16 protein-coding genes and 1 tRNA gene are annotated in these 14170 nt (G+C 41.3%); 9 read left to right on the top strand and 8 right to left on the bottom strand.

The features are described 5' to 3' along the window. Window positions 1-7 precede the first annotated feature (7 nt). Window positions 8-2716, bottom strand: a complete 2709-nt coding sequence (locus V7K45_RS18060) for a CBS domain-containing protein (protein ID WP_335005727.1) — start codon at window positions 2714-2716, stop codon at window positions 8-10. Between the two features lie 150 nt (window positions 2717-2866). Between V7K45_RS18060 and psbZ the strand changes: the two genes are divergently transcribed. The 5 genes from psbZ to V7K45_RS18035 all read left to right on the top strand — a co-directional run bounded on the left by psbZ (window position 2867) and on the right by V7K45_RS18035 (window position 6371). Continuing rightward, window positions 2867-3055: a photosystem II reaction center protein PsbZ gene (gene psbZ, locus V7K45_RS18055; protein ID WP_335005725.1), complete on the top strand. Its 189-nt coding sequence runs from the start codon at window positions 2867-2869 to the stop codon at window positions 3053-3055. 192 nt (window positions 3056-3247) lie between these two features. Beyond that, the gene (ribH, locus tag V7K45_RS18050; RefSeq protein ID WP_099103015.1) at window positions 3248-3826 is read left to right on the top strand and encodes a 6,7-dimethyl-8-ribityllumazine synthase; all 579 of its coding nucleotides are present in this window, start codon (window positions 3248-3250) and stop codon (window positions 3824-3826) included. A gap of 120 nt (window positions 3827-3946) precedes the next feature. Further along, a tRNA-Gly gene (locus V7K45_RS18045) sits at window positions 3947-4018 on the top strand. Window positions 4019-4696: 678 nt separating this feature from the next. Beyond that, window positions 4697-5104: a hypothetical protein gene (locus tag V7K45_RS18040; protein ID WP_094348002.1), complete on the top strand. Its 408-nt coding sequence runs from the start codon at window positions 4697-4699 to the stop codon at window positions 5102-5104. A gap of 4 nt (window positions 5105-5108) precedes the next feature. Then, window positions 5109-6371: a glutamate-5-semialdehyde dehydrogenase gene (locus V7K45_RS18035; protein ID WP_335005722.1), complete on the top strand. Its 1263-nt coding sequence runs from the start codon at window positions 5109-5111 to the stop codon at window positions 6369-6371. Between the two features lie 67 nt (window positions 6372-6438). Here the strand turns inward: V7K45_RS18035 and V7K45_RS18030 are convergent, their stop codons facing one another. Further along, on the bottom strand, window positions 6439-6678 hold the full coding sequence (locus tag V7K45_RS18030; RefSeq protein ID WP_335005789.1) for a WD40 repeat domain-containing protein: 240 nt from the start codon (window positions 6676-6678) through the stop codon (window positions 6439-6441). Window positions 6679-6699: 21 nt separating this feature from the next. Then, entirely contained in the window at window positions 6700-7452 is a 753-nt protein-coding gene (locus V7K45_RS18025; protein WP_335005720.1) for a WD40 repeat domain-containing protein, read from the bottom strand. Window positions 7453-7781: 329 nt separating this feature from the next. On the opposite strand from V7K45_RS18025, the gene V7K45_RS18020 reads away from it, so the two are divergent. The 3 genes from V7K45_RS18020 to V7K45_RS18010 all read left to right on the top strand — a co-directional run bounded on the left by V7K45_RS18020 (window position 7782) and on the right by V7K45_RS18010 (window position 9750). Beyond that, window positions 7782-8096 (top strand): pentapeptide repeat-containing protein, encoded by a 315-nt coding sequence (locus tag V7K45_RS18020; RefSeq protein ID WP_335005718.1) that lies wholly within the window; start codon window positions 7782-7784, stop codon window positions 8094-8096. Continuing rightward, the gene (locus tag V7K45_RS18015; protein ID WP_335005716.1) at window positions 8071-8346 is read left to right on the top strand and encodes a pentapeptide repeat-containing protein; all 276 of its coding nucleotides are present in this window, start codon (window positions 8071-8073) and stop codon (window positions 8344-8346) included. The genes V7K45_RS18020 and V7K45_RS18015 overlap by 26 nt, the downstream gene beginning before the upstream one ends. A 552-nt stretch (window positions 8347-8898) precedes the next feature. Further along, window positions 8899-9750, top strand: coding sequence for a universal stress protein (locus tag V7K45_RS18010; protein WP_335005714.1), 852 nt, complete (start codon window positions 8899-8901; stop codon window positions 9748-9750). A gap of 272 nt (window positions 9751-10022) precedes the next feature. Here the strand turns inward: V7K45_RS18010 and psbM are convergent, their stop codons facing one another. The 5 genes from psbM to V7K45_RS17985 all read right to left on the bottom strand — a co-directional run bounded on the left by psbM (window position 10023) and on the right by V7K45_RS17985 (window position 12965). Next, window positions 10023-10139: a photosystem II reaction center protein PsbM gene (gene psbM / locus V7K45_RS18005; RefSeq protein WP_084227279.1), complete on the bottom strand. Its 117-nt coding sequence runs from the start codon at window positions 10137-10139 to the stop codon at window positions 10023-10025. Window positions 10140-10313: 174 nt separating this feature from the next. Then, entirely contained in the window at window positions 10314-10610 is a 297-nt protein-coding gene (locus tag V7K45_RS18000; RefSeq protein WP_335005712.1) for a 2Fe-2S iron-sulfur cluster-binding protein, read from the bottom strand. Window positions 10611-10795: 185 nt separating this feature from the next. Continuing rightward, window positions 10796-10933, bottom strand: coding sequence for a photosystem II reaction center protein K (locus V7K45_RS17995; protein WP_006195022.1), 138 nt, complete (start codon window positions 10931-10933; stop codon window positions 10796-10798). A gap of 78 nt (window positions 10934-11011) precedes the next feature. Beyond that, window positions 11012-12160: a tRNA guanosine(34) transglycosylase Tgt gene (gene tgt, locus V7K45_RS17990; RefSeq protein WP_335005710.1), complete on the bottom strand. Its 1149-nt coding sequence runs from the start codon at window positions 12158-12160 to the stop codon at window positions 11012-11014. A 352-nt stretch (window positions 12161-12512) separates the two neighbouring features. Beyond that, window positions 12513-12965, bottom strand: a complete 453-nt coding sequence (locus tag V7K45_RS17985) for a hypothetical protein (RefSeq protein ID WP_335005708.1) — start codon at window positions 12963-12965, stop codon at window positions 12513-12515. Between the two features lie 376 nt (window positions 12966-13341). Between V7K45_RS17985 and cobS the strand changes: the two genes are divergently transcribed. Beyond that, entirely contained in the window at window positions 13342-14121 is a 780-nt protein-coding gene (gene cobS, locus V7K45_RS17980) for an adenosylcobinamide-GDP ribazoletransferase (protein WP_335005706.1), read from the top strand. Window positions 14122-14170 lie beyond the last annotated feature (49 nt).

Genomic DNA, 14170 nt, shown 5'->3' with positions numbered 1-14170 from the left:
AGCTGTTTCATTTAGGATAGTGTTGCGCTAAAAATTCCTCAGCTTCAGTCTTGTCTTTAATTACTCCATCCAAGGTAGCAGCAAGCATATCATCTAATATCTGCCGATATTGAGGCCCTGGTTTGTAACCAAATCTCTTTAAATCATTACCATTCAATAGTGGCTGCACATTAGCCCAAACAGTTAAATATTCCCAAATCTGATGTCTAAGCGATCGCGGACTTTGCACAGCAATTAAAATCAGCATTGGTAAATCATACTGTCGCAACAACTGTACTACTTGACTAGGACTTTGACACTTAGGCAAAGATTCTATTACTTCAGTTTGGTCAGAAGCCAAGTTTTGTAAGCGTTTAATACCATCTTCTTGCAATTGTAGATTTTTTGCTACTTTCGCCCGATATTGTGGTGCTAGATGGGCAATTAACGCTTCTAAACGCATTTCCCAATTAATCAGGGTTGGGTGCGAGTCAAATCGCCGCAAACAGCTTTCTAACAAACGTAATTTTCGCAGGAGTTCTGCGTCTAGCTTTAGGGTAGGATGGATGCATTGCAATGCCCCTAAGTTATCTAGTAACTGCAAAGCTGATTTCCAGTAGGGGGCTTCTAGGATGTGTTTTAATTCTGTTTTCAGCCGAGTTTGCAGGGCTGGAGTTTTGCTATTCTCTTGAGCAGTGCGATCGTAAACACCACTGTTGATTGCATAGCGGATAAACTCTTCAGTTTGCGGTTCTATCTCAAATCCGAAGCGCACGGCAAAGCGCACGCCACGAAAAATGCGGGTGGGGTCTTCGATAAAGCTATTGGCGTGTAAAACCCGAATTTGTTTAGCTTGTAAATCTAGTAATCCACCAAAAAAATCGAGTAACTCACCAGTCCGAGGCGAAGTCAGGCGCAAGGCGAGGGCATTGATGGTAAAATCTCGGCGATACAAATCTTGACGAATGGAACTCGCCTCAACTTCTGGATTTGCGGCTGGATAAGGATAGAATTCTGTTCTAGCAGTGGCAATATCTACCCATAGAGAATCTAATTCTGGGTCTTTGTGCCACAACAAAGCCGCAGTTTGAAAAGCCCCGTGGATTTCTAAGCGAGCCATAGGGTAAAGTTGTTGGAGTGCCTTGGCTAATTCCACACCAGCACCGACATCTGCTGATTTATGAAAGCCATCAACCACAAGGTCAATATCTTTAATCATCAAAGTGCCTGCGACTGCTTCTGTTAATAGCAAATCCCGCACCGCACCGCCCACTAGATAAAGATGCCAACCCCGTTTTTCTGCCTCTTGCGATGCTGTAGTGAGTAATTGCCACAGTTGCGTCGCAAGGCGATTTTGCAATTCAGTCCTGAGAGGAATTTTAAATTTTGAATTTTGAATTTTGAATTTTTGTCCCTCTTGGTCTTCATCCCATTCTTGATGTAATTCCCGTAAGACATCAGTACGGGTGACAATGCCCATTAACTGCTCATTTTCCAATACTGGTAAGCGTCCGATATCATAAGTCACCATCACCGACTCAATTTGTGGCAATGTCGTATCTGGTGTAATCGTTTTGAGATTCTTGGTCATGTAGCCCTTGACTGGGGCATGACTAAACCCGTGGTGTAAGGCGATATCAATATCCCGCCGCGAAATAATACCTACTAGTTGCCCTTGAGTATCAACTACGAATAAACCAGAGTGTCCATAGCGTAATAAAATGCGCTGGGCTTCGGCAATTGTGGTTTCAGGCAGAATCGTGCGGACAGGAGAAGACATCAAATCCCTAGCAGTGAGGGGATGGGGAATTTGTGCTTTTACCCCGTCAAGGAGTTGTTTTAATATTGCTTGCGAATCAACTCCTCTTAGATTTAAGGATGCGGCTTGCGAATGACCGCCGCCACCCAACAGTTGGAATAATAGGTTAAGATTTGTTTTGGGAATTTGCGATCGCCCAATTACAGTTAAGCGTGAATCCTCTTCACCTAAAGGATACTCATTAGCCAGCAGTAGAGCATCAATTTCAGTTAATTCTACAAGTTCCGAAGCTAGACTCGACAGCCCCGGCACAAAACCATCTGTTTTCAGAGTTACCCAAGCAACCGTATATCCATGTAGACAAAGATATTCTAAACTTTCCAGAGATTCAGTTAATAGCTGCTGCAATTGCGGAGATAATCCGGGGTCACGGTAGGTGGAAATTACTGATAAACTAGCCCCTTGTTGCATCAACCAAGCCAAAGCTAGGGCATCCCGTGCTGTGGACTGGTCATATGTCAAAGAGCCAGTGTCGACGTGGATACCCAAAGCCATAACAGTTGCTTCGGCAGAAGTCAAGGAAATTTCCTGTTGTTGCAATTGCTCAACGATTAAAGTTGTGGTGGCTCCTACTGAGTCAATATGCGATCGCGTGGCGGGAATATCTGATTCTTGTCCTAAGTGATGGTCATAAACTATAATCTCTCTTACAGTAGGTAAATCTAACCACTCAGCAGCTTTACCCAAGCGATCGCGCAGTTGTGCATCCACCACAGTTAAAGAGCGAATTTTTTCTGGATTCACCGAACGGCGTTCAATCAGTGGATATTCATCCCGGTGCAATGCTAAAAAATCCCGTACAGGAGGATGAGAACCGCCAGTTAGCACAATCTTGCTTCCCGATAGTAGGCGCGTCAAGCCTACTGCTGCTCCTAATGCGTCAAAATCTGCTGTTGTGTGGCAAAGAATTAAATCCATAGTTAAGAGTCATTAGTCACATGTACTTAGACAAAGGACAAATGACAAAAATGTTGCAATTTCTGCTAGCTTAAAAATAATAAGAAAGTGTCAGTGTCGCCCTTTAGGATATTCTATCCTTAGTATTTCGCTGTATTGGGAGAAGTAAAAATGACCATAATATTCCAATTTGCCTTGATAGGTCTAGTACTGTTGTCTTTTGTCCTCGTTGTAGGCGTTCCGGTTGCTTACGCCACTCCCCAAAACTGGAATGAATCTAAAAAACTGCTCTGGGTTGGTTCTGGGGTCTGGATTGGTTTGGTGTTTTTAGTTGGTTTGTTAAACTTTTTTGTCGTTTAGGCGACGGCTTCGCTCTGGCGCAGGCACATAATATAAGAACTAGAGGGGCAGAAAAGCCAAGGTCAAAGGTTAAGGGAAACAAAGGATTTTTTCTTTTTCCTACTAACTTAATTTTGACCGCGCTTTCCTGCTCCTCTACATTTAAATAAGAAATGTATATTGGCCAGAAGTATAGTTGATAAAGAGGCAATCATGGCAGTTTTCGAGGGAACTTTTACCCAAACGGAGCCTTTGCGGTTTGCAGTGGTGATTGGTCGATTCAATGACCTCGTTACCGGAAAGCTGCTAGAGGGATGTCAAGATTGTTTAAAACGCCACGGTGTAGACCCTAATCCCCAAGGTAATCAAGTGGACTATGTTTGGGTTCCGGGAAGTTTTGAGGTACCTTTAGTAGCTCGCCAATTAGCACTTTCCCATCGTTATGATGCTGTAATTTGTCTTGGCGCAGTCATTCGAGGACAAACACCCCATTTTGATTACGTATCCTCAGAGGTTTCTAAAGGCATTGCCGCCGCTAGCTTTCAAACTGGAGTGCCAGTAATTTTTGGCATTTTGACAGTAGATACTATGCAGCAAGCCCTAGAACGGGCAGGCATAAAAGGTAATCATGGCTGGGATTACGCCCTGAATGCCTTAGAAATGGCTAGCCTGATGCGGCAACTGCGTTCTAACCTGGCAGAGCCATATTCTCGTAATAGCCAGTCTCTGCCACCTTCTTTTCCAAGTGCCAGCGTTGGCAATTTAACTTTGGAGTCAGAAGAACTCGGCTAGTCTGTCATTAGTCATTTGTCCTTTGTTATTCACCAATGACGAATGACCAATGACTAATGACTAAATTAGGGGGTTGACAATTACAGATAAATCTGAGATATTGATATTCGGGTGATGATCGCGGGTATAGCTCAGTGGTAGAGCGTCACCTTGCCAAGGTGAATGTCGCGCGTTCGAATCGCGTTACCCGCTTCCAACTAAAACCTCTTGAATTTAAAAATTCCAAGAGGTTTAGTGTTTTTAGGGTGCGTTGAAGTGTACGTAGATTAGCTCTGCACTCTTGTAAACTCCTCCAAATGTGGGCAGATAGGTCAAAATTAGTCAGAATCTATATCATTTGGATAAAGATTTACACACTGTATATAGATGTTTTAGCAATTCCCGCTTTGCAAACGATTGCGAACCCCAAGGAATAGAGATTGGACATAATGCCGATCTAACCTTGAGAACTGATAGTAATATATAGTGACCCAAAGGAAAATTAGCGGGTTTATTGATGTGTGTTGTTTACGAGTGTAGCCTTCCCAAAGAATTTGCTTTAGAAGCGAATCGCCACCTATGCTTAAAATTGTACCAGGTGTGTCAGCATAATAAATCCCCAAAAACGCAACCACATTACCTTGAAAACAACAGATGAAGAGAAGGACATTTTTAAACAAGATCGCCAGCTATGGGGAAAGATTACAAATAGATAACTCTGTACTAATTTGGCAAATAGTATACTTAAAGTTAGCGGCATCTACTATTTTTAATCAGGGCAATGTTTGTATCGCCTTTCTATGTATATAAAGACAGAAGCCTCTAAGGTGTTTACCAAGGCATTATATTCTCGTAGTTCGTGTAAAACACGCTCAAGTTATTAGAACGCTTGTGCAATCTCAAAAACCCGAAAAAATCGATTTCAATACCGAATACCCCTGTCCCTGTCGTCGCCGGGGTCAGCTAATTCCGATTACGCTAACAGAAGCATTTGGTTGCGATCGCTGTCAGCAAATCTTTGTTGTAGAAGATAATGGTCATGTCCTAGAACAGCTTTCCACCACCTATCCCTACAAAAGGGCTTGGCGTTGGATGGGAAATAGTTGGCATGTTGTCCATCCCCGCTTGGGAGAAAGCTATTTGCCTATAGCGCTGGGGATTATTTTCGTGCTAGTGATTATATGGCTGCCATTAGCACTGCGATTGGCAAATGGTTCCAGCATTATTGCTTGGGCAATGGTGGCGGTGCTATTGGCTATCTTACCAGCACTAATGGTCTGGCTTACCTACAGACGTTAACTCAATGACTGTTGAATTGTATGACCACCCCGAACCAATTACTAGTGCCCAACGAGCGTATCAAGCTTCCCTAAAGTTGGCGCTCACAAAGGGAGCAGACCGAAGTCGTGCAGTATTGGCAATGGCAAAGGCGATTGAGCGCTCATTTGACGACATTCTAGAAGCCAATACCTTGGATTTAGAAGCAAGTCGGGAAATGGCAGTGCCTGAGTTGATATTGGACTGGCTGAAGCTGACTCCCACAAGGTTGGAGATGACAGTAGACATTTTAGAACGGTTGGGGGAATTATCAGATCCACTGCGACGCGTCAGAACCGCTGATTATCAACTGGAAGATTCTCAAAGTTACACCCAGTTAATGCCTTTGGGAGTGATTGGATTTATTTATGAGGCGTTTCCCGATTTAGGGGCGATCGCAGCGGGTTTTTGTATCAAAACTGGCAATTGTATAATTCTCAAAGGCAGCACCGAAGCCAGCCATACCAACGCCGCTATCGCTGAGGCATTGCAAAATGCGATCGCAGAAGTTGGTCTAGCTCCAGGCTGTCTAGAACTGATTACAGCAGAACATGGGGCTTCAGTTCGGGATCTAGTTACCCAAGACCAGTACGTGAATTTAGTTATTCCCTACGGACGTTCTAGCTTAGTGCAGCAGGTAGTCCGACAGGCAACTTGCCCAGTTTTAAAGTCGGCGATGGGTAACTGTTACCTCTACTGGTCGCTGAATAGTAGCTTAGAAATGGTGCGCTTGATGATTCTTAATAGTCATCAAAGCGAACCGGATCAAGTTAACGCCATTGAAAAAGTACTAATTCATCGTCAAGCCTTGCCATCATCTTTAGCCGTTTTGTGGAACAGCTTAATGGAAAAAGGCTTTGAAATTAAAGGGGATGCAGAACTAGTACAAGCCTTTCCCCAGTTGCAGCTAGTAAAGGAAGGCGAATGGGGAAACCCTTATTTAACGAGGACAGTAGCTTTTAAACTGGTGGATAGCTTAGAGGCTGCGATCGCCTGGATTAATGAATACAGCAGTGGTCATGCTGACTCCATCGTGACTGAATCCTACCAGGAAAGTCGGCAGTTTGCGTTGGGAGTTAACAGTGCCTCTACATACATCAACACTTCCCCGCGTTTTTCCCGCAATCCTTCGCGGGGAGATTCAGTATTTCTCGGTATGTCTAACCAAAAAGGTCATCGCCGAGGATTTATCAGCCTAGAAACATTGACCACCGTTAAGCACATTGTTCAGGGAAATGGCAGATTTTAAATAATTCGTAATTTATATAATATAATCCTGAATTTTGAAGTAAAACTATCTCAATCACCATGAAAAATTAAATTCCCCACACCTCAACGGTGCTGTCTCCACTCCAAACAAATAGTCTCTGTCCATCTGAGCTAATTGTAAGGCGAGTAATTGACGATGAATGACTTGTGAGACTACAAAGTTCATGTCCTGTAAGAATATTCCACACTTTAATAAGTCCATTTTCTCGACTACCACTAAATAAAAAGCGTCGATCGCAGCTGACAGTAATTACAGGCATATACCCTGAAAAACTTAAGGTGCAAATTACTTGTTGTGTTTGCCAATTTCATATTTCATAGTTTTGGTCAAAGCCTTGTTCTTCAGTTACTAAAACTTGCGAATTTGAATAGATAAAATTATGACCCCGATCGGACATATAAATATAGGAAATTATTCCTTTTAATTGTATATCCCACAATTCAAAAATTTCTCCGTCAACAGCATTTAAAAATGATTGACCATCTGGGCTAAAGGCAATATCCCAAAACCAATCTGAGCACCGATATGTAGCGAAGATTTTTTCTTTTGTTTTTAGATCCCACACTTCAGCATAATCATTACAATTCCAAAGTCCTAAAACGCGATTATTGGGTGCGATCGCGATTTGATCGAATTCCTTCGTTGCTTCTGGCTGAAATGTGCATATTACTCGTTTTGTTTGCATATTCCACACTTGAATTATGTTGTCATAATTACAAGTAACTAAGGTTTGCAACTCTTGGCTTATATCTACACAAGCTATCCTACGAACTTCATCTGTATATCTTTCAATAGTAAAAAGATACTTAAAAAATAAATAGGGGTTGTATGCCTGTAATGCCAGTTTAGCTCTTGGGCCTGTACTTTCCTGAAGTAGCCAATAAGCTGCTTCTTGAACATCAACCTCTGAGTTATGTAAAGCTTGAATAATCAAGTCTAAGGCAGCTTCTCCATACTCAAAAGCATCTAGAAGGGCATCAATTTTTTGTTCAAATTTTCCATAAGCTAGCAATTGCTTAACTCTTTCAATCCCTCCCAAAACTGTATTGTCAACTGTCATAAATTCTTTACTATATTAGTGGGGGGTCTAAATTACCCACAAAATTCTCCTAGTCCCAATGCCCAATCCCCTAATTCAATTTTAAACTTAACAAAATCTTAATTTCTACTGATTCCCTTAAGAAGGTGTTCCAGAGGGTTTGTGCTGTACTGTTGATGCAATACTGCTCGGTTAAGAATATTGTAGGTTGGGTTAAAGCAATGCGTTACCCAACATTTAGCGGGGTTTGTTGGGTTTCGTTCCTCAACCCAAGCTACATATTTTTATTTTTAGGCAAAACCTACGCAGTATTGACCGTTGATGGTACTAATTGATTCTGGAGTTAAGGTATGGATGGAAACAGGAGATCCGAAATTTGTTTTATTGAAGAGTTCCTTGAGCTTTATGCTGCTGGAAGAAGGGATTTCTCTGGACTGAGTTTTGATTCTATTGATGGTAATTTCTCTTTGTTGGAAGGAGCCGATCTCAGTGGAATTAATTTGGCTGGGGCTAACCTGGCCCAATTCAACCTGACTGGGATTAATTTCAATGGTGCTTATTTGGTTGGAATTGACTTTTCGGAAGGCTCTGTTTATGAATGTAACTTGAGTAGGGCTGATTTGCGAGGTGCCAATCTGATTGATCAAGACTGGGTTGCATGGTGATTTGCGAAGTGCTGACTTGAGTTACGCCAACTTGACTAGGGCTAATTTGGCTGGAGCTATTGGTCCAGCCATCCTCAATCATACCAACCTGGCTGAAGCTGACCTCAGAAACACTGTTGGTTTTATGCACAAGAATGGGTTGGAACTTCGTCAAGACAGATATAGCGACATTGGTACTTTTTTCTGGAATACCATCATGCCCGATGGAAGTATCGAAACTGGACCTGTCTATATTGCTGACTGGGTGTGATAGGTTGTCAATATTATCCTGTGCTGCCATCAAAGGGGCAGTAGTAAGTAAGTGATTTATATCTGTTAATATTTGCGGATATAGTAAATCCTATCTGAGTTACAAAAACTGCAAGAAATTTAAAAAAGGCACAGAATAGGGAAAATGACTATGAAAGCCAGAAGCGATCGCCTGGTAAGTTTTACAGTCAATAAATCTTTCTGAAGAGTTATTTTGGCATTTCTTTGCAATACTTAACTAACTTCTAATAAAAAAAGTAAACATAGATTAAAAATGATAACTAACATCATAATTTATTAAGTTATCCAGGCTAAATTGAGAGTATGCTTAATAATTGAAATCCAGTTGAAAGTTTAAGTAACTAAGTGCAAATAAAATTAAATATTTGTTTAGTTTTTTATCCTTTGTCATTTGTTTGAGTGTTAAATACTAAAAAACAAAGTTTATTTATGCCAACTTACTAATTAGGTTGTCAAGCAAGGTGGTGAAAATCCGACCAGAGCCAAGTACCAACAGCGAAAACAAAAGTAAACTTCACAAAAATTACGTAAAATGATCAGAAGAATTTTGCTGGCTGTATCGGGATTGGGACACGCAGAGGAAATGCTCAAAACCCTGAAAGAAATCCCTTCTATTCAATCTGCAAAAGTTACAATTTTGCATGTTGTTCAAGCACAAAACGCTGCTGCTACCATGACAAGTAAATGGGAAAATGGTGGTAAAATTCTGGCGAATGCCATTCAAACCTTGAACTTAGATCCTAGCCAAGTTTCTTCAATTTTGCGTGAAGGCGACCCTAAAGATGTGGTTTGCCAAGTCGCTGATGAAATCGACGCTGACTTGATTATTATGGGTTCACGCGGACTGAAGCGGCTGCAATCGATTTTATCGAACTCAGTCAGTCAGTATGTTTTCCAGCTATCTTCTCGCCCCATGTTGCTGGTAAAAGATGACATTTATGTTAAAAGAATTAAGCGCATTATGGTGGCAATAGACAACTCTGATTCAGCAAAAAATTGCTTGAAATTGGCACTGTTTTTACTGCGAGATATTCCAGGTGGTGAGTTAATTTTGGCAAATATTAGTACAGATTTCGGCGGTAAAAAATCGGAAATAACCAAGGTTAATCCAGATCAAAATCCAGTTTTAGCAGCTGCTGTTGCAGAAGCTGAAAAACAAGGCATTCAATCTCGTTCTTATATCAGCAGTGGCAAACCTGGCGAAGAAATTTGTCGATTGGCAGAAGAGTTGAATATAGACTTATTATTGCTCGGTTCTCCAGATCGTCGTCCATCGATCGCTAAGAGTTTTGTTGATATAGATCGGCTCATCGGATCTTCCTTGTCTGACTATGTTCGAGTCAATGCTACTTGTCCGGTTTTGTTGGCGCGGACAATCGCTTAAAGTAAACAGTGCTGAGTATAATAATTGTTGTCATAGAATAGACCTCTTGCAAAAATATATTTTTGCAAGAGAGGGAAAAGGGAAAAGGTTAAAGGGAAAGGATTTTGAGTTTCTTTACCCTTTTCCCCTTCCCCTTTACCCTGACTTTTGCAAGAAGTCTAATAGTAAAGTAAAACTTGTGTTGTCTTTACTATTCAGCGTTAAGTTGCTGGTTGATAAATAAAAACCCCTACACTATTGGTGCAGGGGTTATTTATTTTATGCACAAACTCTTAACTATCTTTTCCACCTTCGCGGCTAGCAGTTTGGATGTAAAGAATTAGTAAAAACACAGCGGGGACTAGTACGAACAAAATACTCGCTATGAACCCCAGGTCATTAACTTGCATGGCAAGAAAACCTCTCTTTAATTTCCAGTCAACAACATTAGGATAGCATCATCGATGACCGAGTTATACCAATTCAAAATTCAAAATTCAAAATTCAAAATGAGTTTAGTCAATTTTGCTAAGTATTTTGACTACTGACTGGATATAAATTGAAGCAATGACAGATTTGATAACTTAAGGTTTCGTGATTACACTGACTGAGCCATTGACTAAAGTTTGACAGGCAAGGCGGTAATTTTCCGGCTTTTTTTTGAATTTCCGGTTTTCTACGTCTGTGCGAGGAGAAAGATTTTCTAGTCCTTCGACTATCTCCACAATACAAGTACCACACTGACCATTACCACCACAATTGGTCAGCTTACCAATCAATGTATATATGTCAATGCCATTTTGTATCGCCTTGAGCCGAAGATTAGCACCATCTGCCGCCACTACTTCTTTATTTTCTTTAACGAATTTGATATTACCCATAACTGATTCCTCCTTGACTGTAAGCTTGGCTTTCAAGGCTTTATATTGACATGGACTCATTAACATCTTATTTCTTATAATAATTCATTACAAAATATTAATAAATATTAACTTTATAAAACATGAAGCTACAAAAAAATAGGACAGGTACTCTACCTGTCCTATAAATTGAAAAATAGATTAACTTACCTAAATCCCACAGCTGCTTGCCAAACGAAAGCAAGCAACAAGAAGAATACCGGGATAACTGGGAGAACGTCTACCAAAGGATCGAAGATTTGGTAAGCTTCTGGCAGTTTTGCTAATAAAAGTGCTGCTTCCATGTTTGTTTAAATCCACCTATCCAACACAGCTTTCATAATTGAGAAGTATCTTAACATGGTTTGAGTCCCGATTATTGGTCAATAGTCATTTGTAATTTCACTCTCATCTGATGCTGATTCAGATGAGTTGAGCCAGTGACCAAATTCTGCGACAAAGCGATCGCTCAATATTGCTTCTCTAATTTTTTGTGTAAAGCGAATTAGTTCGGTAATGTTGTGAATGCTCAACAAGGTATAAGCCAAAATTTCCTGCGATCGCACTAAATGAGATATATAAGCACGGCTAAAATTTTGACAAGTGTAACAGGGACAAGTTTCATCTAATGGCGTAAAATCTTCACGAAACTTAGCATTTTTTAAATTCCAGCGACCGCCTTGGACTATTGCCGTACCATGTCTTGCCCAACGGGTGGGAATGACGCAATCAAATAAATCTATACCAGATGCGATCGCGATCGCCATTTCCCGATAAGTACCCACACCCATCAAGTAACGCGGCTTATCGGGAGGTAGAAGCGGTGCTGTCACTTTGACAATCTCAGCCATCAATTCGGGCGGTTCTCCCACACTCACGCCACCAATGGCATATCCGGGCAAATCTAACTTAGCCAAAGCTTCCGCCGCACGGCAACGCAAATCCAAATATACGCCCCCTTGCACAATTCCAAACAATGCCTGATCGCTGCGTTGATGAGCTGTTATACAGCGTTCTAACCAGCGGTAAGTGCGCTCAGTTGCAGTTTCTACCTCTTGGCGAGTCGCTGGGTAAGGCGGACACTCATCAAAGGCCATAATCACATCGGCCCCCAAAGTATTTTGAATCTCAATGGAGCGCTCAGGTGTTAAGTTAATAATTCGTCCATCATGGGGCGAGCGAAAAGTTACGCCTTCTTCAGTAATTTTTCGCATCTCGCTTAAGCTAAAGACCTGAAACCCACCCGAATCTGTGAGCATTGGGCCGTTCCAACCCATAAATTTATGCAACCCACCACCCCCAGCCACGATCGCTTCCCCTGGTTGTAGGTGAAGATGATAAGTATTGGATAAGATCATTTGTGCCCCAGTATCTCGTAGCTGAGATGGGGTAATAGTTTTGACATTGGCCAGCGTTCCTACTGGCATAAATCTGGGGGTTTCTACAAGACCGTGAGGAGTGAAAAACACTCCTGCTCTAGCTTTTGTCTGACTACAGCAAGCAAGACATTGAAAAGAAAAATTCGCACTCATGCCATTTGGAATTTTAGATTTTAGACTTCGGCTGCGCTCAGTCGAACGATTTTGGATTGTGAAACACTAATCGCTAAAAAGTTTCAAAAATCCATAACTAGTACAACGCAGCAGAAATAAACGTATCATTTCATTACAGCCAGAAAGCCCAAAATGAAAGCTTTTTGACTTTTGGCTTCCGCCTTGCGGTACTAGCAGCCATAAAACCAAATGGTATTAGGGCAAAATTAATATTATTTGGCTAAATTATGGACAAACATCAAGATTGGTAGTTGAGTTTTAGCGAACACTTAAGCATTCATTACTAACCTATTTACCAACTTTACGAGTATATACTCTAAATAATTGTTATTTAGAAAGAATCAGAACAGTCATCGTCAATTTCTGCATCCCACCTGGCTGAGAGTACTTGTTCCATCATCGCTTCTATGGCGCTGATATTGAAGCTTCGCTCTCGTCGCTCTTGTAAAGGTGTCGATCGGGGAATTAACCGCAGACACACTCCTTCTTGCATCAAATCGAAGTAGGTTTCTTGTTGCGACGACTGTTTTAGTTCCAAGTAATCAAAACTATAAACATTCAGATATAGCGCGCGGTTAGCCACTAAGGTAGACCTTTGCGGATTGGAAAAAACTTCCATCACATCCCCTTCACCCTCGCTCAGTACCTTATCTTCTTGGGTGTAGATGTAGTGGACTCGACCTAAATCTGCCAGCAATCGCCGGATGTCGAGCTTATTCACAATGATGCCCGTGTTAATAATGCACGGAGCTGGTATCCTGGTGTCGGGTAGATGATGACTCATAGGAAAATTGCGATTGAGCTAAGGAGAGCAACAACATAGCTAAACTGTCATAATTGAATAGCTTGTTTACTCCCTACATTTAAAAAAATATCAATTTTATGGGGCAATCGTCTAATAATTTGGAGTAAGTTTTTAGTTAACGAATACAAAACACAAATTTTGCTCCCTGATGGAATTTTGACTTCCTAAGTTACTCGTTTTTGTATAAAAAACTACCCAAAGTTATTTATTTACCACTTAGACCAGCATAACAAAATTTTCAACGAGAATGTTTAATAGAAGTAAATCTTATTTAAAGTTTTAAAGTCTACTGATATCGGTTGTACCGAAATTATGACTATTATCCAGCAATTTACCAAAAATTAATGTAATTCAGATGACGAAACAGCAACAGTGGTGGAAAAAGCTGCTGTTAAAGCTGGCAGCTAGTATTATATTTTACACAAGTATTCCACTACCGTATTTGAACGGATTGGATTTTCAGGGAGTGGCACTTCTTGCTTCGCTTGTCGGGGTTATGATTGGGGGAATTTTAGGGTTGCTAGATACGGGGATGGATTATATTGGTATGCCCGTGTTAACTCGTAGTGCTTTGGTAGTAAGTGTTTGGATTGCCATAACTGGAGGATTGCACTTAGATGGGGCAATGGATACTGCCGATGGTTTAGCAGTGGGCGACCCAGATCGGCGATTGGAGGTGATGGCAGATAGTGCTACAGGAGCCTTTGGAGCAATGGCTGCGATCGCCTTGGTGATACTGAAAATAACAGCTTTGACGGATATGCCAGAAAACCGTTGGTTATTGCTGATGGCTGCTTGTGGCTGGGGACGTTGGGGACAACAACTAGCGATCGCCCGATATCCTTATCTGAAAGCAACTGGTAAAGGCGCATTTCACAAACAAGCCATTCGTTCTTACAAAGATTTGTTACCGGGATTGTTGTTGTTGTTTAGTTTGAGTGGTTTACTTTGGCTAATAGATAACCAGCAGCTATTTCTTGCACTGGCAATGATAATTGCTGGAAGTGCGATCGCCACTTTAACTGGTGCATGGTTCAACTACAAACTAGGTGGACACACCGGAGATACCTACGGTGCAGTCGTTGAGTGGACTGAAGCCTTATTTCTCTGCGCATTGACCGCTCTGGGAAGTTAGAGTGAAAAGTGAGGAGTTAAAAATCCAAACTCCAAACTCCAAACTCCAA

The sequence above is a fragment of the Nostoc sp. genome (assembly GCF_036917375.1).
In the GTDB taxonomy this organism is placed as follows: domain Bacteria; phylum Cyanobacteriota; class Cyanobacteriia; order Cyanobacteriales; family Nostocaceae; genus Nostoc.
Note: the sequence above shows the minus strand (reverse complement) of the source record. Positions and strands in the feature narration are given on the sequence as shown.

Bases quoted from the DNA above. Each gene is read 5' to 3' on its own strand.
- ribH (WP_099103015.1), top strand. From the start codon at position 3,248: ATGGCAGTTTTCGAGGGAACTTTTACCCAAACGGAGCCTTTGCGGTTT.
- tgt (WP_335005710.1), bottom strand. From the start codon at position 12,160: ATGAGTGCGAATTTTTCTTTTCAATGTCTTGCTTGCTGTAGTCAGACA.
- V7K45_RS17995 (WP_006195022.1), bottom strand. From the start codon at position 10,933: ATGGAAGCAGCACTTTTATTAGCAAAACTGCCAGAAGCTTACCAAATC.
- V7K45_RS18025 (WP_335005720.1), bottom strand. From the start codon at position 7,452: ATGACAGTTGACAATACAGTTTTGGGAGGGATTGAAAGAGTTAAGCAA.
- V7K45_RS17985 (WP_335005708.1), bottom strand. From the start codon at position 12,965: ATGAGTCATCATCTACCCGACACCAGGATACCAGCTCCGTGCATTATT.
- psbM (WP_084227279.1), bottom strand. From the start codon at position 10,139: ATGCAAGTTAATGACCTGGGGTTCATAGCGAGTATTTTGTTCGTACTA.
- V7K45_RS18010 (WP_335005714.1), top strand. From the start codon at position 8,899: ATGATCAGAAGAATTTTGCTGGCTGTATCGGGATTGGGACACGCAGAG.
- V7K45_RS18035 (WP_335005722.1), top strand. From the start codon at position 5,109: ATGACTGTTGAATTGTATGACCACCCCGAACCAATTACTAGTGCCCAA.
- V7K45_RS18020 (WP_335005718.1), top strand. From the start codon at position 7,782: ATGGATGGAAACAGGAGATCCGAAATTTGTTTTATTGAAGAGTTCCTT.
- psbZ (WP_335005725.1), top strand. From the start codon at position 2,867: ATGACCATAATATTCCAATTTGCCTTGATAGGTCTAGTACTGTTGTCT.
- V7K45_RS18000 (WP_335005712.1), bottom strand. From the start codon at position 10,610: ATGGGTAATATCAAATTCGTTAAAGAAAATAAAGAAGTAGTGGCGGCA.
- cobS (WP_335005706.1), top strand. From the start codon at position 13,342: ATGACGAAACAGCAACAGTGGTGGAAAAAGCTGCTGTTAAAGCTGGCA.
- V7K45_RS18060 (WP_335005727.1), bottom strand. From the start codon at position 2,716: ATGGATTTAATTCTTTGCCACACAACAGCAGATTTTGACGCATTAGGA.